The organism is Acinetobacter sp. YH12068_T (genome assembly GCF_024606005.1).
Classification (GTDB): domain Bacteria; phylum Pseudomonadota; class Gammaproteobacteria; order Pseudomonadales; family Moraxellaceae; genus Acinetobacter; species Acinetobacter amyesii.
The window spans coordinates 736,451-757,178 of record NZ_CP094555.1 but is presented as its reverse complement, the minus strand read 5'-3'; the positions used below and the strand labels follow the sequence as shown (position 1 = coordinate 757,178).

At 43.0% G+C, this 20,728-nt stretch carries 16 protein-coding genes; 2 read left to right on the top strand and 14 right to left on the bottom strand.

Going from position 1 to position 20,728, the window contains the following annotated elements; genetic code table 11:
- The 12 genes from nuoM to ndhC form a co-directional block, all read right to left on the bottom strand.
- A complete protein-coding gene (gene nuoM / locus MST18_RS03695) occupies positions 1–1,614 on the bottom strand; it encodes an NADH-quinone oxidoreductase subunit M (protein WP_078192291.1) in 1,614 nt (537 codons plus the stop codon).
- A 1-nt stretch (position 1,615) separates the two neighbouring features.
- On the bottom strand, positions 1,616–3,505 hold the full coding sequence (nuoL, locus tag MST18_RS03690; RefSeq protein WP_180059312.1) for an NADH-quinone oxidoreductase subunit L: 1,890 nt from the start codon (positions 3,503–3,505) through the stop codon (positions 1,616–1,618).
- Positions 3,502–3,810, bottom strand: coding sequence for an NADH-quinone oxidoreductase subunit NuoK (nuoK, locus tag MST18_RS03685; protein ID WP_067665227.1), 309 nt, complete (start codon positions 3,808–3,810; stop codon positions 3,502–3,504). Before nuoK ends, nuoL begins: the two co-directional genes overlap by 4 nt.
- Positions 3,810–4,328 (bottom strand): NADH-quinone oxidoreductase subunit J, encoded by a 519-nt coding sequence (gene nuoJ, locus MST18_RS03680; protein WP_171262661.1) that lies wholly within the window; start codon positions 4,326–4,328, stop codon positions 3,810–3,812. The genes nuoK and nuoJ overlap by 1 nt, the downstream gene beginning before the upstream one ends.
- Positions 4,328–4,870, bottom strand: a complete 543-nt coding sequence (nuoI, locus tag MST18_RS03675) for an NADH-quinone oxidoreductase subunit NuoI (protein WP_078191099.1) — start codon at positions 4,868–4,870, stop codon at positions 4,328–4,330. The genes nuoJ and nuoI overlap by 1 nt, the downstream gene beginning before the upstream one ends.
- A gap of 18 nt (positions 4,871–4,888) precedes the next feature.
- Complete coding sequence (gene nuoH / locus MST18_RS03670; RefSeq protein ID WP_180133526.1) at positions 4,889–5,905, bottom strand: NADH-quinone oxidoreductase subunit NuoH; 1,017 nt, start codon at positions 5,903–5,905, stop codon at positions 4,889–4,891.
- Between the two features lie 3 nt (positions 5,906–5,908).
- Positions 5,909–8,587 (bottom strand): NADH-quinone oxidoreductase subunit NuoG, encoded by a 2,679-nt coding sequence (nuoG, locus tag MST18_RS03665; RefSeq protein WP_111884891.1) that lies wholly within the window; start codon positions 8,585–8,587, stop codon positions 5,909–5,911.
- Positions 8,588–8,598: 11 nt separating this feature from the next.
- On the bottom strand, positions 8,599–9,930 hold the full coding sequence (gene nuoF, locus MST18_RS03660; RefSeq protein ID WP_111884890.1) for an NADH-quinone oxidoreductase subunit NuoF: 1,332 nt from the start codon (positions 9,928–9,930) through the stop codon (positions 8,599–8,601).
- A complete protein-coding gene (gene nuoE, locus MST18_RS03655; RefSeq protein ID WP_078191103.1) occupies positions 9,927–10,436 on the bottom strand; it encodes an NADH-quinone oxidoreductase subunit NuoE in 510 nt (169 codons plus the stop codon). Before nuoE ends, nuoF begins: the two co-directional genes overlap by 4 nt.
- 14 nt (positions 10,437–10,450) lie before the next feature.
- Positions 10,451–12,238, bottom strand: coding sequence for an NADH-quinone oxidoreductase subunit C/D (gene nuoC, locus MST18_RS03650; RefSeq protein ID WP_078192294.1), 1,788 nt, complete (start codon positions 12,236–12,238; stop codon positions 10,451–10,453).
- 87 nt (positions 12,239–12,325) lie between these two features.
- A complete protein-coding gene (locus MST18_RS03645) occupies positions 12,326–13,003 on the bottom strand; it encodes an NADH-quinone oxidoreductase subunit B family protein (protein ID WP_078191105.1) in 678 nt (225 codons plus the stop codon).
- A gap of 6 nt (positions 13,004–13,009) precedes the next feature.
- A complete protein-coding gene (ndhC, locus tag MST18_RS03640; RefSeq protein WP_078192295.1) occupies positions 13,010–13,558 on the bottom strand; it encodes an NADH-quinone oxidoreductase subunit A in 549 nt (182 codons plus the stop codon).
- Positions 13,559–14,115: 557 nt separating this feature from the next.
- On the opposite strand from ndhC, the gene MST18_RS03635 reads away from it, so the two are divergent.
- Entirely contained in the window at positions 14,116–14,472 is a 357-nt protein-coding gene (locus MST18_RS03635; RefSeq protein ID WP_078192296.1) for a hypothetical protein, read from the top strand.
- A gap of 92 nt (positions 14,473–14,564) precedes the next feature.
- On the opposite strand, the gene bfmS is transcribed toward MST18_RS03635, so the two are convergent.
- Entirely contained in the window at positions 14,565–16,226 is a 1,662-nt protein-coding gene (bfmS, locus tag MST18_RS03630; protein ID WP_078192297.1) for a sensor histidine kinase BfmS, read from the bottom strand.
- Positions 16,227–16,270: 44 nt separating this feature from the next.
- On the bottom strand, positions 16,271–16,987 hold the full coding sequence (gene bfmR, locus MST18_RS03625) for a response regulator transcription factor BfmR (protein ID WP_067764711.1): 717 nt from the start codon (positions 16,985–16,987) through the stop codon (positions 16,271–16,273).
- 588 nt (positions 16,988–17,575) lie between these two features.
- On the opposite strand from bfmR, the gene MST18_RS03620 reads away from it, so the two are divergent.
- Positions 17,576–20,407, top strand: coding sequence for a ribonucleoside-diphosphate reductase subunit alpha (locus MST18_RS03620; protein ID WP_180101836.1), 2,832 nt, complete (start codon positions 17,576–17,578; stop codon positions 20,405–20,407).
- Positions 20,408–20,728 lie beyond the last annotated feature (321 nt).

The window sequence follows — 20,728 nt, the reverse complement described above, 5'->3', positions numbered from 1 at the left end:
TTATTGCATCTCCACATTTTCAGGTTGTACAGCAATCTGCTGCACAACATCAACGACTTCTTGAACTGGGATATAGCTATTCGCAATCCACGCCATGCTTGAATTTGAAATATCAAGGAAGCTTTGTGGAAATAGACCAAGCCATACTAGACCAAGAGCACAGATTAAAAGAATCACAACTTCACGCGCATTTAAGTCTTTCAACGGATTTGCGTAATGCTGTTTTTGTTCTTCGTTTGGTGTACCAAACAACGCTTTGTGGATCAGGATTAAACCGTAAAGACCGGCAAATACTAAGCTTACTGCAGCAAGGATTGTGTACACAGGGAACTTGTCATAAGAACCCATCAAGATCAGGAATTCACCGATGAAGTTACCTAGACCTGGAATACCTACAAGTGCCGCAACAAAGAACATTAAGAAGAATGAAAGGTATTGGAACTGACCACGGATACCACCCATCAAACGCATGTCACGTGTATGCAGACGTTCGTAAACTTGACCACACATAATGAACAATGCAGCAGAAGATAGACCGTGAGCAAGCATCATAATCATCAAGCCTTGGAATGTCAGGATGTTACCTGCATACAAGGCAAGAAGTACGAAGCCCATGTGCGAAATAGATGTGTACGCAAGCAGACGTTTCATGTCTGTTTGTTGGAATGCACACCATGCACCGTAGAAAATACCGATTAGACCAAGAATGATCGCGATGTCAGCAAACTGAGCAGATGCTACTGGGAAGAATGGAATAACGAAACGTAAAAGACCATAAGCCGCGGTTTTAATCAAGATACCTGCAAGGTCGACAGAACCCGCTGTAGGTGCTTGCGCATGTGCATCTGGTAACCAGCCGTGTAATGGGAAAACTGGAAGTTTTACCGCAAAACCAATAAACATACAGATCATGAATGCATACGCAAGTGCTGGAGCTTTTGCCTCAACAGTGTGTGCAACACTCATCAAGAAGTCATAGTTAAAGCTGATTTGACCGTGAAGTTGGAAGCCAACAACCACTAGACCCAAGATACCGATCAACATGATCAGACCCGCAACCTGAGTATAGATAAAGAATTTAGTTGCAGCGTAAACGCGTGACTTACCTTCTGCCCCTTTATGACCCCAAAGTGCGATCAAGAAGTAGATTGGTACCAGCATCATCTCCCAGAAGAAGAAGAATAGGAACATGTCAATCGCTAAGAATACACCGATCACACCACCTAAAGACCACAGTAGGTTTAAGTGGAAGAAACCAACGTTCTTTTGAATCTCACCCCATGAACAGCCGACCGCAAGTACACCCAGTAATGCAGTTAAACCTACCATAAGCAGTGAAAGACCATCCACCGCAAGGTGAATGTTAATCCCTAAAGTGGTAATCCACGGTAGGTTAAATTGAGCAGCCCACTGTGGAGCTTGTGTACCCAACTCGTAGTTATAAGTACCGCTTTGCCATAAAACGACGGTTAACACCAACGTTAATAGCATACCAATTAAGGCAATATAGCGTGGTAAGTGCTTGTCGAGTTTATCGACAAGCCAGCATACAAAACCTGCAATGAACGGAATAAGGATCAGAGCGGGTAGAATTAAATTGTTTGGAGTTTCCATTTTATTTCCCCACGACCTGAATCACGACCAGGATCAATAGTAATGCAAACGTACCGAATGCCATACTAGATGCGTATTCACGCAATGAACCTGTTTGACGTGAACTTGTAAAGCTATTACCGCCTTTAACAAGTGCAGGCAATACAAGCCATAAGCCGTCAATTGGATCACGACCAAAGATTTTAGCCAGTAGCAAATAAGGCTTAACGAAAACAATGTTATACAAAGCATCGAAACCAAGTGCATTACGACAGATATTTGCAAGACCCGCGCCCAGTGAAGTTTTCGCGAACGATTTCACTGCACCATAAGCAAATGCAAATAAAACAACACCGACTACAAGACCTGCAAGTGCAATACCAACAGCTGTGTATTCAGCGCTATGCATACCATGTTCTAGCGCTTCTGGAATATTAAACGCTGGGATTTGTGCAGCATTTAAAATATTCGTTACTGGTGCTTTTAATACATAAGCTAAACCAGTTGAAAGCACTGCAAGAATCGCCAATGGCCCCCAGTAAGTAACACCTTTGATTTCATGGTAAGGCGTGTTTTCTTTACCAAAGAATACAACCCAAATAAGACGGAATGTATAAATTGAAGTTAAGAACGCACCTGCTACACCAGTCCAGTACAAGCAGTCATAAACTGCAATCGCTTGACCTTTCACCCATACCGCACCAAGAATCGCATCTTTCGAGAAGAAGCCGATCGTGATGAATGGAATCGCAGCCAATGCACCGCCACCAATCGCGAAACAAGCAAACAAGAATTTGTTTTTGTGGAATAGACCACCCATCTTGAAGATGTTTTGTTCATGATGGTAAGCCAAAATCACTGCACCAGAAGACAAGAATAATAATGCCTTGAAGAATGCGTGAGTCAGCATGTGGAATAGACCTGCTTGGTAAGCTTCAGCACCTACAGCCATAAACATATAACCCAACTGACTCATAGTAGAGTAAGCAAGAATACGTTTGATGTCTGTTTGTACCAATGCAGCAAAGCCCGCAACCAACAATGTTACCGCACCCGTGATTGAGATGAACATCATCACTTCTGGCGCTTGTTCAAACACGCTGAACATACGGCTACATAGGTAAACACCCGCCGTTACCATTGTTGCTGCGTGGATCAATGCAGATACTGGTGTAGGACCAGCCATCGCATCTGCTAACCATGTTTGTAATGGGATCTGAGCAGATTTACCTGCAGCACCCAAGAACAACATCAATGCAGTCCAAATCGCAATTGAAGAACTCTGAGCCAAAACTGTTGGTGCAGCAGCTACAACTTCTGCAATGTTTAAAGTGCCGAATTGTTGGTAGATCAAGAACAACGCGATCAGTAAGAATACGTCACCCACACGTGTCACAGTGAATGCTTTAATTGCAGCAAAACCGTTTGCAGGTGTTTGGTAGTAGTAACCAATCAATAGGTATGAACATAGACCTACGCCTTCCCAACCCAAGAATAACAACGCTAAGTTGTCACCCAACACTAAAAGCAGCATGCTTGCCACGAATAGGTTGAAGTATGAGAAGAAACGTGCAAAGTCTTCTTCGCCACGCATGTACCATGTTGCAAATATGTGAATTAAGAAACCCACACCTGTGATCATACCCATCATCAATAATGATAAGCCATCTAAATGAAGCGTGAAGCCCGGTGCTAAGTTACCTGCACTGAACCAAGTCCAAAGATGCTGAGTTGTTGCAACTGAACCATTATTAACAAAGTCGATACCGGCAATTAATGCAAATAAAGCTGAAAGACCAACTGAACCTGCACCAATAATTGCAGCAACTGATTCAGGAAGGTTTTTACGACCTGCCGCCAACAGGATAAAACCAATTAGCGGGAAAAGTACTGTTAAATATAAATAACTCATCCGCGCATCTCACTAGCAGCATCCACATCCAGATGATGGAAGCGATGATAGAACTGAAGGACGATCGCAAGACCGATACAAGCCTCTGCTGCAGCAAGCGTTAAGATCAAGATAAACATCACTTGACCGTCTGGCTGTGCCCATGCGCTTCCTGCCAATACGAACGCTAAAGCAGCAGCGTTCATCATGATTTCAAGGCTCATTAAAATAAATAGTAGGTTGCGTCGAACCATCACACCGTAAAAACCCAGTGCAAAAAGAATGGTTGCAACGATCAAACCATGTTCTAAAGGGATGTTGCCCATTATTCTTTGTCCTCTTCTGCACCTGGCTCACGTTTGCCAAGATGGAATGCAGCGACAAGTGCGCCAAGCAATAACATCGCAGCAACTTCAACCAGCAATAAGTACTGAGTAAAGAGTGAAGTACCCACTTCTTTCGGACCGACAACTTGAGCACCCATGACAGTGCCAGCAGTTGTGTAGTCTGACTTCAACATCCAAACAAGGATTAGACCCATCAGGAAGCTCATCAACGCAGGATATGCCCACGCTGAAGAAGTCAGCCATTTGCTTTCTTGTTCAACTGTATTTTGACCAAGATTCAGCATCATCACGACGAATACGAATAGCACCATGATTGCGCCAGCGTAAACGATAATTTCGAGGGCACCGGCAAACGGCGCACCCACGATCATGAAGATACCTGCAACTGCAAGTAAAGAGATAATCAAGCTTAATAAAGCGTGTACTGGGTTCGTGTTAGTTACAACACGAACGGTAGAGACGATGGCCACAAGCGCCATCAAATAAAATGGCCACATCATGGTAATAGACTCCGTACATCAACTGGTGTGCTTTCGCGTTGAGCCTGACCTTTATCTTTACCAGCAACAGCCATACCTGTTACGCGGTAGAAGTTATAGTCTGGGTATTTACCAGGACCTGAGATAAGAAGGTTTTCTTTCTCATATACTAAGTCCTGACGAACATACTCACCTAACTCAAAGTCAGGTGTCATTTGAATCGCAGTCGTAGGACATGCTTCTTCACACATACCGCAGAAAATACAACGTGAGAAGTTGATACGGAAAAACTCCGGATACCAACGACCATCTTCTTTTTCAGCTTTTTGTAGTGAAATACAGCCGACTGGACATGCAACCGCACAAAGGTTACATGCAACGCAGCGCTCTTCACCATCAGGGTCACGCGTTAACACGATACGACCACGGAAACGTGGTGGTACGATGTCTTCCGCTTTAACCTCTGGATATAAAATAGTGTCACGTTTACGTGTCGCGTGTGAGAATACCATCCACAACGAACGTACAATTGACCCAAATCCAGCTAGAAATTTAAACATTTTATTCTCCCTGCTGTCTTAGGCCTGATTCATTAGAATCACAGCACCAGTTACCAGAAGGTTAACCAACGCCAATGGCAAGCAAATTTTCCAACCAAAGTTCATGACTTGGTCATAACGTGGACGCATTAAAGAACCACGAGCCAAGACAAACATGATGACAAAGAATGCTGTTTTAATAATGAACCAGAACGCAGCTGGAATGAATGGAATATCTAGGTTGAAAGGCGCTAACCAACCACCGAAGAATAAAGTCACGATTAATGCAGAGATCAGTACGACGTTGACGTATTCCGCAACGAAGAACATACCCCATTTCATACCGCCGTATTCGACATGGTAACCTTCCGCCAATTCTTGTTCTGCTTCTGGTTGGTCAAATGGATGACGGTGAGTTACCGCAACACCCGCAACCACAAAGATTAAGAAACCTAAGAACTGAGGAATAACAAACCAAACATCACGTTGAGCTTCAACAATTTCACGCATGTTGAATGAGCCTGCAATCGCAACCACACCCATCAGTGAAATACCCAAGAACACTTCATAAGAAATGGTTTGAGCAGCAGAACGTAAACCACCAAGTAATGCGTATTTGTTATTTGATGACCAACCACCGAACAATACTGCGTATACCGCAATACCAGCCATTGCCATAAAGAACAATAGACCGATGCTCATGTCTGAAACACCTAAATAAGGTGAAACAGGAATAACCATGAACGATAGCACAGCAGTTGCCATCGCAACTGCTGGAGCCATACGGAAAGTCAATTTGTCAGCAAATTTTGGTGTCCAGTCTTCTTTGAACATGATTTTCAGCATGTCGGCAACAATCTGGAACATACCGCCCGGACCTACACGGTTCGGACCGTAACGGTCTTGCCACAAGCCGAGTAAACGACGTTCAATAAAAGACATCAACGCAGCGATCAATACCACAACCAGTAAGATCACAATTGCTTGAAGAACTGAATAGGCGATTGGCCAATTTTCAGCCCACAGCGGCGTTTGACGGATTAATTCTTGTTCCATGAATTACACTCCTACCGCGACTGAAACAGGTTCTGCAAGCGATACTGTAGGTGCTAGACCCACTGGGTAACCGATATAACCTGTAGGTAAGTATTCAATCACTTGAACTGGAAGGACGATTTCAGCATCCCCTGCTTTCACAGCGATACGTTGACCATCTTGAACATTTAAGCGTGCTGCATCTTGTTCACCCACAGCAAACATTGCTTCAGGAATACGTGATTCCATCGCAGGAGTTTTCACTGTAAATTCACCAGAAGCGAAGATGTGATGCATCGGCACAAGACGGAAGCTCTCACCATTAACCGCAACAGGTGCAGGTGCAACGAAAGTACGTGCTGGACGTTTCGCTAAACGATCGAATAAACGAACGCCTGCATCACCACCTTTTAAGTGACCACCCACGTTGTCTTGGAATTTGTTCCAAGCTTGTGGAGAGTTCCAACCTGCAGACCAAGCAAATGGTACAAGTGAAGCTGGAGTTTGGTTACCTACATAACCTTCCATAGAGAACGTCAACGCAGAGTCTTTATCGACTGGTTGTTTTGGTTCATGAATAGAAAGTGGTGCGCGCATCGCAGTACGACCTGAGTAACGACGTGGTTCACGTGCCACTTTCAGACCATGTACACGGAAGCCAGCATCTGGTGCTACGTCTTGAATTGCTTCAAGTGCAGGAACGTTTTTCGCTACTGACTCAATCACGTCATCAAGAACTGTCCAAGAAATCGCTTTGCCTTTCACGCCAGTTTCAATGGCATGTAACCAGCGCCAAGATTCTTTGATCGCAAGTTCTGGTTTGTAGTAGCTTGGGTCATACACTTGGTAGAAACGTTGTGCACGGCCTTCTTGAGAGACCACAGTACCGTCACCTTCAGCAAATGAAGCAGCAGAAAGTACGATGTTGGCTTTTTTCACAGTTTCAGTTTCAGAATGATCAAGTACAATCACTTCTTTACCAGAAAGTGCAGCATTCACCTGAGCGGCTGGTAAACGACGATAAAGGTCATTTTCCACCACGATCACGGTATCGTAATCTTGTGCAAATGCTTGTTCTAAGCTTTGACCACCAAAGATCGCTAAGCCCATTGAGTTCACTTCAGGAACAGTCAATGTTAAGCCCGCATTACCAAGGTTCTGTGCAACTTGTGCAGCAGCTTCCATGATTGATGCGTCTTGTAAGCTAGTACCAGAGATGATTAATGGTTTTTTCGCAGCTTTTAAAGTGTCAGCAATCGTTTGTGCAAATGCTTTTGCATCGTCATCCAAACCTAAGATCACTTCACCTTTCACAGCAGCAGCGACCGCAAAACCTAAACGTGCAATGTCGTTAGGTGATGCAACAACTTCACCGGTAGCAACATCAGCTAAACGTGTTTGAGTGGCAGCAAGGATGTAAATCGGAGATTTGGCATCTTGAGCAATACGTTGTACAGGTTCAGCCAACCACTCTTGCGTACGGCGCTCTGCAGCCATTTCTTTAGCTTTATTTTTCGCAGCTTGGCGAACAGATAGAGCCATACGTGGTGCAGTTTGAGTCAGATCTTCACCCAAAATCAACACAGCATCGTAGCTTTCAATTTCACGCATACCAGGGTTATAAACACCTTCGGTTTGCATGATAGAAGCTGCAAGCTCAACAAGTTTTTGCTCTTTTTGAGACATACCTGTTGAGAAGTTGTCTTGACCTACAAGTTCGCGAAGCGCGAAGTTTGATTCAAGTGACGCACGTGGTGAACCGATACCCAATACTTTTTTGCCTTGGATATTTTCAATTACGGTATCCAATGCTTGGTCTACAGAAACTGTAGTCACATTTGCACCAGAGCGGAATTGTGGTTGACGTGGACGATCTTCACGGTTCACATAACCTGTACCGAAACGACCTTTATCACAAAGGAAGTATTGGTTCACGTCACCGTTAAAGCGATTTTCTACACGACGTAGTTCGCCATAACGTTCACCCGGAGAGATGTTACAACCTGAAGAACAGCCTTGGCATACGCTTGGCGCATACTGCATGTCCCATTTACGGTTATAGCGTTCAGAGTGTGTTTTATCTGTGAATACACCTGTTGGGCAAACTTCAGTCAAGTTACCAGAGAATTCAGATTCTAAAGTACCTGATTCTGGACGACCAAAGTAAACACGCGAAGCGTTTGCATACACACCAAAGTCCGTACCACCTGCATAATCTTTGTAGTAACGCACACAACGGTAGCACGCAATACAACGGTTCATTTCATGAGAAATGAAAGAGCCTAGCTCTTGGTTGTAATGCGTACGTTTTGTGAAGCGGTAACGACGACGGTCATGCTGAGTCATTACAGTCATATCTTGTAAATGACAGTGACCACCCTCTTCACACACTGGACAGTCGTGTGGGTGGTTGGTCATCAAGAATTCAACAACAGAAGCACGGAAATTCTTTGCTTCGTCATCTTCAATCGAGATGTAGGTATTGTCAGATGCAGGCGTCATACATGACATAACTAAACGACCGCGAGTATCTTCAGGATTCGCGTATTGAGTCACAGCACATTGACGGCAAGAACCGACAGAACCTAAGGATGGATGCCAACAAAAGTATGGGATGTCGATGCCAAGGCTAAGACATGCTTGTAGCAAGTTCTCTGAGCCGTTGACTTCATACGATTTTCCATCGACATGAATTGTAGCCATAGTCGAATTCCTTAAGCTTGTTCTACGTTGCTAGTTTGAGCTGCCGCATTTACGACTTTAGCTTCAAACTCGCCACGGAAATGTTTGAGTGCGCCCATTAACGGTTCCATCGCACCTGGAGCATGCGCACAGAAAGTTTTACCAATCCAAAGCTTACGAGTAAGTTCTTGTAAGTGATCGATATCTTCTTTCTTACCTGTGCCATCTTCCAAGGCTTTAAGCGCTTTAACCGCCCAAGGTAAGCCATCACGGCATGGTGTACACCAACCGCAAGATTCACGCGCAAAGAATTCTTCTAAGTTACGTGTCGCAGAAACCATACACTGAGTTTCATCGACTACCATGAGCAAACACGTACCTAAACGTGAACCTGCTTTCATGATGCTTTCAGCATCCATAGGAAGGTCAATATGTTCAGCAGCAAGGAAGTCTGTAGAAGCACCACCCGGTAACCATGCTTTGAGTTTTAAACCATCACGCATACCACCCGCATGATCTTCAATCACTTCACGCGCAGTTGTACCAAATGGAAGTTCCCAAAGACCTGGGAATTTTACTTTGCCTGAAGCGCCATAAATTTTAGTACCTGGATCTTTCGACTTACCTTCAGATAAACCGATATACCATTCAGGACCACGAAGCATAATTGCGGGTAAGTTGTTGTAAGTCTCTACGTTGTTAACAATTGTAGGACGACCCCAAGCACCTGCAACTTGTGGGAATGGCGGTTTAGTACGAGGGTTCGCACGGCGACCTTCAAGCGAGTTAATCAATGCAGTTTCTTCACCACAGATATAACGACCCGCACCAGTATGCACGTGTAACTCGAAGTTCCAACCTGTACCTAAGATGTTTTCACCCAAGTAACCTTTGGCACGAATTTGGTCCAATGCTTCATTTAAGTATTGAGCCGCTTCGATGTATTCACCACGGATGAAGATATAACCCTGTGTTGCTTCTAATGTATAAGCAGCAATCAACATACCTTCGATCAACTGATGAGGAAGTTTTTCCATCAACAGACGGTCTTTAAAGGTACCTGGTTCCATTTCATCGGCATTACAGATGAGGTAACGAGGGCCTGAGTTATCATTTGGCGCCATAAGCGACCATTTGATCCCTGCAGGGAAGCCCGCACCACCACGACCTTTTACAGTCGCAGCTTTGATCACTTCAAGCACTTCTTTCGGTTGCATGCCAACAGCTTTCTTAAAGCCTGCATAACCTTCAAGTGCTTCGTAATCATCTGCACTGCGAACGTGTTCCTGTTTGCTCAAACGCCAAGTTAATGGGTGAGTTTCTGGGTTACCGTCGCCATAAATTGGTTTTGGTTCAGTATTCATACATACTTCTCCAATAACTGTTTAATTGAAGTCACTTCAACTAGACCGTGAGTGTCTTCGTCAATCATTAACGTCGGACCTTTGTCACAGTTACCTAGGCAGCAAATTGGCAATAAAGTAAAGCGACCATCTGCAGTCGTTTGACCAAATGAAATGCCTAATTCACGCTGGAATGCTTCAGCAAGTGTTTCCGCACCCATCAAGAAGCAAGCAATCGAGTCACATAATAAAATTACGTGGCGACCAACTGGTTGACGGTAAATACGGTTATAGAAAGTAGCAACACCTTCTAGGTCTGCAAGGCTCATGCTAAGCAATTGAGCAATAGCATTCATCTGTGCATCATCTACCCAGCCATTACGGCGTTGTACACACTTCAAAGCATCAAGACATGCTGCGCGTGGGTACGGATAGTGACCAATGTGATGTTCGATATCGTGGATTTCTTCCGCAGTTAAAATCCCTTCAACATTCACACGTGGTTTTTTGTCAGTCAAAATCATCATAATGCGATTACCCCTTAGCGATCCACGTCAGCCATTACGACGTCAATTGTCGCTAAATAAATGATTAAGTCAGACATTAAGCTGCCGTTAATCACAGAAGGCATTTGCTGTAAGTGCGTGAAGGTTGGTGTACGGATACGTGTACGGTAACTCATCGTTGACTTGTCTGAAGTCAAGTAGTAGTTCGACGCACCTTTTACCACTTCCGCCATTACAGAGCTTTCGCCTGCTGGCATTACAGGACCCCATGACACGCTCAAGAAGTGCGTAATCAATGTTTCGATGTCTTGTAAAGTTTTATCTTTTGGTGGTGGAACAGCCAGTGGATGGTCTGCTTTGTATGCACCAGAAGGCATGTTGTCTAAACATTGCTTGATGATTTTCAGCGATTCTTCAATTTCACGGAAGTGAACAAGAACACGTGCATAAGCATCGCCTTCGTACTCTAAAGGCACATCAAAGTCGTAGTTTTCGTAGCCGCTATAAGGACGGTATTTACGAACGTCGAAATCAATACCTGTAGCACGTAGACCAGTACCCGTTACACCCCAAGCCAATGCAGATTTAGCATCATACTGAGCAACATTACGGGTACGACCGATAAACACTGAGTTTTTAAGTGCTGCAGTGTAGTACTCGTTCATACGCTTCGGCATCCAATCTAGGATTTCGCGAATGAGGTGCTGCCAGTTGTTTGGCAAGTCGTGCGCTGTACCACCGATACGGAACCATGCTGGGTGCATACGGTAACCCGTGATCGCTTCGATCGCGTCATAGATTTTTTGACGGTCAGCGAACATATAGAATACTGGGGTCATACCGCCGGCATCCTGAATCGCAGTACCAATGAACAATAAGTGGTTATTGATACGGAACAATTCAGACATCATGACACGGATACATTGTGCACGATCAGGAACGGTAATCCCTGCCATTTGCTCTACGCCAAGAACGTAAGGCATGTTTTGCGCACAACCACCTAAGTAGTCAACACGGTCTGTATACGGGATGAATGAGTGCCATGTTTGACGCTCAGCCATTTTTTCCACGCCACGGTGGTGATAGCCGATGTCAGGAACACAGTCTTTCACTTCTTCGCCGTCCAACTGCAAGATCACACGGAATGCACCGTGCGCAGATGGATGGTTAGGACCCAAGTTTAGGAACATGAAGTCTTCATCATCGTTCCCACGCTTCATACCCCAATCTTCAGGTACGAAACGAAGATGTTCTTGTTCGTAATCCTGTTTCGCTTGGTTTTGGCGATAAGGCGTGTATTCAGTCGCACGTGCAGAATATTCTTTACGTAACGGGTGACCTTCCCAATATGTTGGCAACAAGATACGACGGAGCATTGGATGCCCTTCGAAGTTGATACCAAACATGTCGTAAGCTTCACGTTCGTACCAGTTGGCATTTGGCCAAATGTTGGTTGCCGTTGGAATGTTCAAATCTGACTCATTCAATGCAACTTTAATACGAATATCACTGTTACGCTCTAACGATAACAGATGATAGAACACAGTGAAGTCAGATGCAGGCAGACCATCGCGGTGTGTACGTAAACGCTCATCAACCGCAGACAAGTCAAACAGCATCACGTATGGACGTGACACCGTACGCAAGAACATTAAAACTTCTTGTACACGTGCGCGCTCAACCCAGACTGTTGGAAAGTCTTCAAAAGTCGTTTGCACGTAGAAGTTCTCACCAAATTTGGTTTTGAGCTCTTCTACAATTGCAAATGCAGGGCGGGAATCAACTGGAGTTGATTCTGGCATAGCAATGTCAGTTTCAGCCATTGGCTTGGCTTCCTATTTAATACAAATTCAGTCAATCAAAACGACAATTACACCCAGTCCGGGTGTATCAATATTTCGTCGTAGTGATTATTTAATTTCATCCATTGAGCGTAAGTTTTTCACTGCAATACGCTGTGCGTTCTTACGGTCACGTTCTGGCATCATCTTTGGCTTATACACTGGCTTAAGATCATCACCAATCACGGCCGATAAAGGACGGCGCTCAAGTTGAATCTGGTCTTGCAATAACATCAATGCCTGAATTAAAGCTTCAGGACGTGGTGGGCAACCCGGGATATACACATCGACAGGGATGATTTTATCCACACCTTGTACAACTGAATAAATGTCGTACATACCACCAGAGTTTGCACATGCGCCCATTGAGATTACCCATTTAGGCTCAAGCATTTGCTCGTACAAACGTTGAATTACAGGCGCCATTTTCATGAAGCATGTACCTGCAACAATCATCAAGTCAGCCTGACGTGGTGAAGCACGAATAACCTCGGCACCGAAACGTGACAAGTCATGCACGCCTGTTAAAGTCGTTGCATACTCTACGTAGCAGCAAGATGTACCAAAGTTGAACGGCCAAACTGAGTTTTTACGACCCCAGTTTACTGCTGTATGTGCAACATCCTCTAAACGAGTCATGAACACATTTTTATTCACTTCTTCTTCAAGCGGATCGGTAACGATTTGACGCTCTTGAAGTGGATATTGATCAGCATCCGGATTCGCACGGGTTAATGTATATTTCATCCCGTCTTACTCCTTGTCAGATGATGCAGTCGGTGACTTAGATTTCACACGACCAGATGATTGCGCTGGAATTTGACCTGTAGGGTCCATAACCAACTCTTCAATAGAGTTAAAGCGTGTGATTTCTGCGATATCCATATTTGGCGAACCAATTTTAGGTTTAATTCCCGCCGCTTTACGCTTGTCAGAAGGTGACCAATTCAAACCACCAGAAGACAATTCATAAACCAAACCAGCAAGTAAAACTAAAATAAAGACTGCTGCAGCTGCAAAACCAACCCACCCAGTTTCACGAACAGAAGATGCCCATGCATAAAGGTAAAGTGCTTCGATATCGAACACCACGAAGAAGATCGCAACTAAATAGAATTTCGCAGACAAGCGAATACGTGCACCACCAGCACCTACTACACCTGACTCAAACTGCTCTTGCTTAGCACGACCCCATGATTTACCCCCAAGGAGTAAAGGGACGGTCAGCATAAAGACGCAAAGGAATGTAACGCCGATCACGAAGGCAATAATTGCCCAATCGTATGGAGTAATGGCACTCATGCGGGGATAACTCCTGGCAGGCCTATTTATTAACAAAGAATGTATGTATTGGCCTTCAAATACACCAAACACAAAATTAATCCCGCCAATTGTACCTGATTGAGGAGGCTTCTTGCTAGCTTATCGATATTCGTCTTTAGGATGATTTTTTAATCATTTCAGCATTTAAATTGGGTTTACTCCCTTAAATTTAGGATTAATCGTTTAATTAGATTAGATCTTATTTTTTTATTAATTATTACATTTATGCAATTTTAACAGAAAACTATGACTGTTCAGTTTCATGAACAAATCCTTCAACTTTTAGCTCATGTATTAAATTTTCATGGCCGTATCATTTATTAAATAAATTCCATCTTGTTTCAAATTGGTTGCCTGTTTGATTCCATCTATTAGCTTTGATCTTACCCCTAAAATGAAAAACAAGTTGAATTAGCACAAAGAAAAAAGGCTTTTTTTAGCTTCTTGTGACTTTTTTGCAATTCTTTGACACGACCCACAAAGAGTGTGATATTTGTAGTTAAAACACAAAAAGCAATCACAACGGAGAGACAATAATGACTTTAGAATTTACGCATAAACCTGATTATTTTCTATCTGCACAATTGGTGATTCACCATATTAAAAGCTACTTAGATAAGCATCCTGATGCTCAAAATGCCATTTTTGATTTACGTGATATCTATGAGTTGTTACGACAAGATTTAGCTTCTGCAACAACCAACCTTAACGGGATTATGAATATTGCAGATGAATATAAACTTGAAACTTTAAACGGTGATCAAAAACTTATTAGCAATTATTCTATCGATGCTAAAAACAACTCCTTACTCATCGATTTTAATGCAGATGCTCTTGCCGCATTAAAAAATGGCAAACCTATTATTGAACCCGATGCAACAATTACGGAATAAGTAGAAAACTGATATCAAAAAGCCATTCAAATTGAATGGCTTTTTATACTTATCATTCACTAAAATCAGCTTAACTACATATCTAAGCTTACTTAATTTTCATTGGTACTCGGCTCTTTAATATCTAACTTCGGTTTATTTTTCTTAAAACGAGTTGCAGGCCATGTCATGGTGAAACGCGCTCCACCTAATATTGGACTTTCATCAATATCAATAGTCCCGCCAAACCAATATGCAATGCGACTAACAATCGATAAACCTAAACCATAGCCCCCTGAGGCACGTGTGCGACTATCATCTAAACGTGCAAAAGCATCAAAAATACGTTTACGATCTTCTTCTGGAATACCGGGGCCATCATCTTCAACACAGATATAAGCCATACCTTCATCATTTACACCACCACTAATCAGCACTTTATCATCACAATATCGCACTGCATTCCCCACCAAGTTTTGTACAACACGGTGTAAATAGCGACGCTCGGTTTCCACAACCACTCCAATTGGTGGTGCTTGCAATTCCAAGGTTTTCCCAGTCTTTAAGGCTTCAGTTTCAATCAGGACCTGATCTAAAACTTCAAACAAGCTGACATCTTCAAACTCCAAAGATGGCATACCCTGTTCGAGCTTAGCATAAGTCATGATTTCATCAATCAAGGTGTTGAGCGCTTCGATATCTTTGTCGATTTGTTCAACTTGTTGCTGCCGGTAATCATAATCATCTTCATCCGCCATCATTTCAACACCAAAGCGAATACGTGCCACCGGTGTCCGCAGTTCATGCGATACCGCGCGCATTAACTCACGCTGTGCTTCAATTAAACGCTCAATATGATCTGACATCGAGTTATAGCTGGATGCCAAGGTACCAAACTCATCCGTGCTTTCGACAGGCAGACGTACAGATAAGTCCCCGCCCTTCATTTTATTTAACGCATAATTTACAGCACGCAGCTTACGTTGCATCGGCACCAATAGACCATAAACACCCAAGCTCAAGACAAACAAGCTCAGTAGCGTAATACCCGCTGCCAACTGGAAAGGCATCCAATTAAATAATGGTACCGGCCCCATGACCAAGACTTCTGAAGTTGAGCTTGGAATTGGTGATACGATCGAAATAGTTGTGCCGCGCTCCGTCGCACTATCACGATACAAAATAATGCTGTGATCTAAACGTAGTCGGCCGATTTGCTCAGAGTCTAAAGGTAAACTTTGAACATTTTGAATTGAAATTGGATAAGAAAAATGATGTTGGATTTTTTCAAGATATTGTTTTTCTTGACCTGGGTAATACACCAAATAATCCAGTATAAATACAGGCAATGCTTTCATTTGGCGTTCTGAAATATTATCAGCTTTTATATACAGTAGATGTGCAGGGTCATCTTTTAAGCCAATAATAATATAAGCTGCTGTGGTTTGTGCGTCCCAACGCACTACAGCTTTACGCTCTTCTATACGTTTTGTTTCCGCTCGGGTTAAATCAACCTGATTAGCTTTTACATAATAAATAGGCAACTCAAGTAGATCGGATGCATCTGACACCCAATCTGACTTTTGTTGTTCATTTGGCTGACGTGCAATACCTTCACTTATAATGAAAGCCAAACCGTCAGTAAGCGATTCACGATATTCTTGCGCGCGCTGGTAGTTTATGATTTGCACCAGCAAATAGCCAAATGTAGCGACTAAAAAGACTAAAATCAGTAGCCCCGCATAAACGCGCAAAAATATACTGTGTTTAAACACGTAAAAGTGTCCTACTTTGCCAAACTAAGGGACGGTATTTTACATTAAATGCCGTTGGTTTCTTTTACGAATAAATAACCTTTACTACGTACGGTCTTAATACGTTTCGGGTTTTCTGGATCATCGCCAATTTTTGGACGAATACGCGAGATACGCACGTCAATTGAACGGTCTTGACCATCGTATTCAATACCACGCAGACGCTCAAAAATATCTTCACGAGAAAGAATGCGACCCGCATTAGATGCCAACAGCCATAAAAGGTCATATTCTGCACTGGTAAAGTCAACCAACTCATTATTGAGTGTGACAGAACGACCACCATTATCAATTACAAGATCATCAAATTCGATGCGCTGTGCAACTTCATCTTCTGGTGCTTTGTCTGTACGACGTAATAATGCACGAATACGCGCAAGTAAAACTCGAGGTTGAACAGGTTTTGCAACATAATCATCTGCACCCATTTCTAGACCCAACACTTGGTCCATGTCTTCGGTACGTGCAGTCAACATTAAAATTGGTTGATGGTAGTGTGGACGAACTTCACGACAAATGGTTAAACCATCTGCACCCGGAAGCATCACGTCGAGTAATACCATATCTGGTTGTTCAGCGATAATACGGCGAATCGCACGATTTCCGTCTGGTTCTACCCCAACTTCAAGTCCGTTACGGATTAAGTATTCTTGAGTTAAACGAGCAAGACGCTCATCGTCTTCAACAATTAAAATTTTAGGTAACTTTTCTTCTTGGCTCATTGATTGCCCCTTATTTGATTGGGCGTATCCTATTTGAAATCCGATAGATACGCTTAAACATAGTTTGCAATATACACACGTTTACATTGTAAACAAGATGGCATTCACCAAACTGATACATCAATATCGTATTTTGTAATAAATTTTAACCTGCTACATTTTTGCAGCCGTATTTACCAATCATTTCCATGACCTATTGCTCACAATACCAACAATTATAAATTTGGATACATTTTCATCGAATAAAAACTGACTGATTAATTCACAACTTTTTAGGCTTTCTGAAGTTATCCACAATGTTATCTATAAGCACTCTTTTTCGACTTTGCTATGCTATGCCCTTGTCGGATAAGGCATATATAACAAAGATAAAAAATAGGGATTTTTTGAGATGGATTTCTGCCAGAAAAGTTCAAAGCATTTAGTAAAATGTCAATATTGATATACCCTGAATTTTCCCGTATCTTGTGTTCAATAAATTTTTAAACCACTAGGTCTTGTGTTTAAACCTCAAACACTGTGGCATAAAAATTGCCCAGTTCAAACGGTCCTAACATAAAAATAGATGACAAATGGAGCTATGCTAGCATGAGCGTAACGAATTCAACCCCTGGTCAAATTCAGGTGATTAAACGCACCGGTGACGTTGCACCTTTTGATGCAGAAAAAATCTCTGTGGCGATTGGTAAAGCGTTCTTGGCCGTTGAAGGCCAGCAAAGCGCTGACTCCAGCCGTATTCATGACCGTATCTCTCAATTAACTGAGATGGTATTGAATACCTTTAACCGTCGTTTACCTTCTGGCGGTACCATTCATATTGAAGAAATTCAGGATCAGGTTGAACTTGCGCTTATGCGTACAGGTGAGCAAAAAGTTGCTCGCTCTTACGTGATTTACCGCGAACAACGTGCCGAAGCTCGTAAACAAACTGGTGCTCACCACCACCCTACTTTACAAGTGACAGGTTCAAACGGTCAGCTTAAACCGCTTGATCTTGGCGCACTTGAGGCAAATATTGTTAAAGCAGCTGAAGGTTTAGAAGGCATCGATGTTCGAGCGATTATCGATGAGACTGTAAAAAACCTTTATAACGGCGTAAAAGAGTCAGACATCTCAACGACCATGATGATGGCTACTCGTACACGTATCGAACAAGAACCAAACTATACATATGTGACTGCGCGTTTATTGCGTAACGACCTTGTTGCTACAGGGTTAGAGTTCTTAGGTTTAGATAGTGACACGAATGAAGGCGACGCTTTAGAAACTTTCTTGAAGAAAGGTATCGAGCTTGATCTTCTTTCTCCAGAACTACTTAACTTTGACCTTGCAAAATTGGCTGCTGCGATTCAACCAGAACGCTCAAACCAATTTACTTATTTAGGTCTACAAACCTTATTTGACCGTTACTTCATCCACTCAGATGGTGTACGTTTCGAATTACCACAATTATTCTTCATGCGTGTTTCAATGGGTCTTTCATTGAACGAAGCAAACCGTGAAGAACGTGCAATCGAATTCTATAACTTATTGTCTAGCTTCGATTACATGGCGTCTACGCCTACTCTATTTAACTCTGGTACTTTACGTCCACAGTTATCTAGCTGTTACTTAACAACGATTTCAGATGACCTTTACAACATTTATGGCGCAATGCGTGATAACGCAATGTTGTCTAAATGGGCGGGTGGTTTAGGTAATGACTGGACACCAGTTCGTGCGCTTAACTCGTACATCAAAGGTACAAATGGTAAGTCACAAGGTGTTGTACCGTTCCTTAAAGTTGCCAACGATACTGCTGTTGCAGTCAACCAAGGTGGTAAACGTAAAGGTGCAGTATGTGCATACCTTGAAACTTGGCACTTGGACATCGAAGAATTCCTAGAACTTCGTAAGAACACAGGTGATGACCGTCGTCGTACACACGACATGAACACAGCGAACTGGGTTCCTGACTTGTTTATGCAACGTGTATTCGAAGATGCTGAATGGACTCTGTTCACACCATCTGAAACACCTGATTTGCATGACCTAACAGGTGCAGAATTTGCTGAACGCTATGCTTACTATGAAGGCATTGCGAAAGAAACCAACATGCTACATAAGAAAGTCCGTGCGAAAGACTTATGGCGCAAAATGTTGTCTATGTTGTTTGAAACTGGTCACCCTTGGATCACATTCAAAGACGTATGTAACTTACGTTCACCACAACAACACGTGGGTGTAGTTCACTCTTCTAACTTGTGTACAGAAATTACGCTGAACACGAACGAAGATGAAATCGCAGTATGTAACTTAGGCTCAATCAACCTTGTACAACACGTTCAAGGCGGTGTGTTAGATCGTGAAAAGCTTGCTCGTACAGTTAAAACTGCTGTTCGTATGCTCGACAACGTGATTGACATCAACTACTACGCTGTTCCTCAAGCACGCAACTCGAACTTGAAACACCGTCCAGTGGGTATGGGTATCATGGGCTTCCAAGATGCTTTATACGAAATGAAATTGGCTTATGGTTCTGATGCTGCGGTTGAGTTCGCTGACGAATCTATGGAAGTGATTTCTTACTACGCAATCCAAACGTCTAGCGACTTGGCAGTTGAACGTGGTACTTACGAGACATTTAAAGGTTCACTTTGGGATCAAGGTATCTTGCCAATTGACTCTTTAGATATCGTACAAAAAGCTCGTCCTGACCGTATGTTCGAAGTTGACCGTACAACACGTTTGGACTGGGATACTTTACGTACTAAAGTTCAAAAAGACGGTATGCGTAACTCAAACGTGATGGCGATTGCACCGACTGCAACCATTTCGAACATTTGTGGCGTATCGCAATCAATCGAACCAACATTCCAAAACTTGTATGTGAAATCTAACCTTTCTGGTGAATTCACTGTGATCAACCCGTACCTAGTACGTGCGTTAAAAGATCGCGGTCTTTGGGATTCTGTAATGGTGAACGACCTGAAACACTTCGAAGGTTCGGTTCAAAAAATTGCACGTATTCCTGAAGAGCTTAAAGCAATCTTCGCGACTGCGTTCGAAGTTGAGCCACGTTGGATTGTTGATGCTGCATCACGTCGTCAAAAATGGATCGACCAAGCTCAGTCTCTTAACCTTTACATCTCTGGTGCAAACGGTAAGAAACTTGATATGACGTACAAAATGGCATGGTTACGTGGTCTAAAAACTACTTATTACCTACGTGCATTGGGTGCGACTTCTGCTGAGAAATCAACCATTAACACTGGTGCATTGAACGCGGTTAAGCCTGCTACTGTTGCAGCACCTGTAACTGCAGTTGCAAAAGAAGAACCTAAAGCTGAAGTTGCTGCTGAAGAAGAAGGTTTTGGTCAAGCGGCTCCAGTGCCAATGGCATGTTCAATTGACAACCCTGATTGTGAAGCTTGTCAATAAGGAGAGCTTTACAAATGGCAGACTTATCTAACTTTATTTACGCGTTAGCAGCATTAGTAGCTTCAACAGGCTTCTTAGTATTAACCCTAAAAATTGTTGTTTAATTCAGTTATGCCCCACTTGGGGCATAACTTCTGCCATTAAATTAGGAAAAAAGGAAAACCCCCATGCCACATATGACGCATAACTATCAGTTAGGGCTTATTGCTTTGGTGGTTTCTTTTATTTTGACTTTTTATGTCCCGATCGCCTATTTCTGGTTCAAGGCATATAAATCGCGTAATCAAAATAAGTAGTGGGGATATTTGCTCTACCGAACAC

Excerpts from the sequence above, each read along its gene's own strand:
- nuoM (WP_078192291.1), bottom strand. The coding sequence starts at position 1,614 with ATGGAAACTCCAAACAATTTAATTCTACCCGCTCTGATCCTTATTCCG.
- nuoL (WP_180059312.1), bottom strand. The coding sequence starts at position 3,505 with ATGAGTTATTTATATTTAACAGTACTTTTCCCGCTAATTGGTTTTATC.
- nuoK (WP_067665227.1), bottom strand. The coding sequence starts at position 3,810 with ATGGGCAACATCCCTTTAGAACATGGTTTGATCGTTGCAACCATTCTT.
- nuoJ (WP_171262661.1), bottom strand. The coding sequence starts at position 4,328 with ATGTGGCCATTTTATTTGATGGCGCTTGTGGCCATCGTCTCTACCGTT.
- nuoI (WP_078191099.1), bottom strand. The coding sequence starts at position 4,870 with ATGTTTAAATTTCTAGCTGGATTTGGGTCAATTGTACGTTCGTTGTGG.
- nuoH (WP_180133526.1), bottom strand. The coding sequence starts at position 5,905 with ATGGAACAAGAATTAATCCGTCAAACGCCGCTGTGGGCTGAAAATTGG.
- nuoG (WP_111884891.1), bottom strand. The coding sequence starts at position 8,587 with ATGGCTACAATTCATGTCGATGGAAAATCGTATGAAGTCAACGGCTCA.
- nuoF (WP_111884890.1), bottom strand. The coding sequence starts at position 9,930 with ATGAATACTGAACCAAAACCAATTTATGGCGACGGTAACCCAGAAACT.
- nuoE (WP_078191103.1), bottom strand. The coding sequence starts at position 10,436 with ATGATGATTTTGACTGACAAAAAACCACGTGTGAATGTTGAAGGGATT.
- nuoC (WP_078192294.1), bottom strand. The coding sequence starts at position 12,238 with ATGGCTGAAACTGACATTGCTATGCCAGAATCAACTCCAGTTGATTCC.
- MST18_RS03645 (WP_078191105.1), bottom strand. The coding sequence starts at position 13,003 with ATGAAATATACATTAACCCGTGCGAATCCGGATGCTGATCAATATCCA.
- ndhC (WP_078192295.1), bottom strand. The coding sequence starts at position 13,558 with ATGAGTGCCATTACTCCATACGATTGGGCAATTATTGCCTTCGTGATC.
- MST18_RS03635 (WP_078192296.1), top strand. The coding sequence starts at position 14,116 with ATGACTTTAGAATTTACGCATAAACCTGATTATTTTCTATCTGCACAA.
- bfmR (WP_067764711.1), bottom strand. The coding sequence starts at position 16,987 with ATGAGCCAAGAAGAAAAGTTACCTAAAATTTTAATTGTTGAAGACGAT.
- MST18_RS03620 (WP_180101836.1), top strand. The coding sequence starts at position 17,576 with ATGAGCGTAACGAATTCAACCCCTGGTCAAATTCAGGTGATTAAACGC.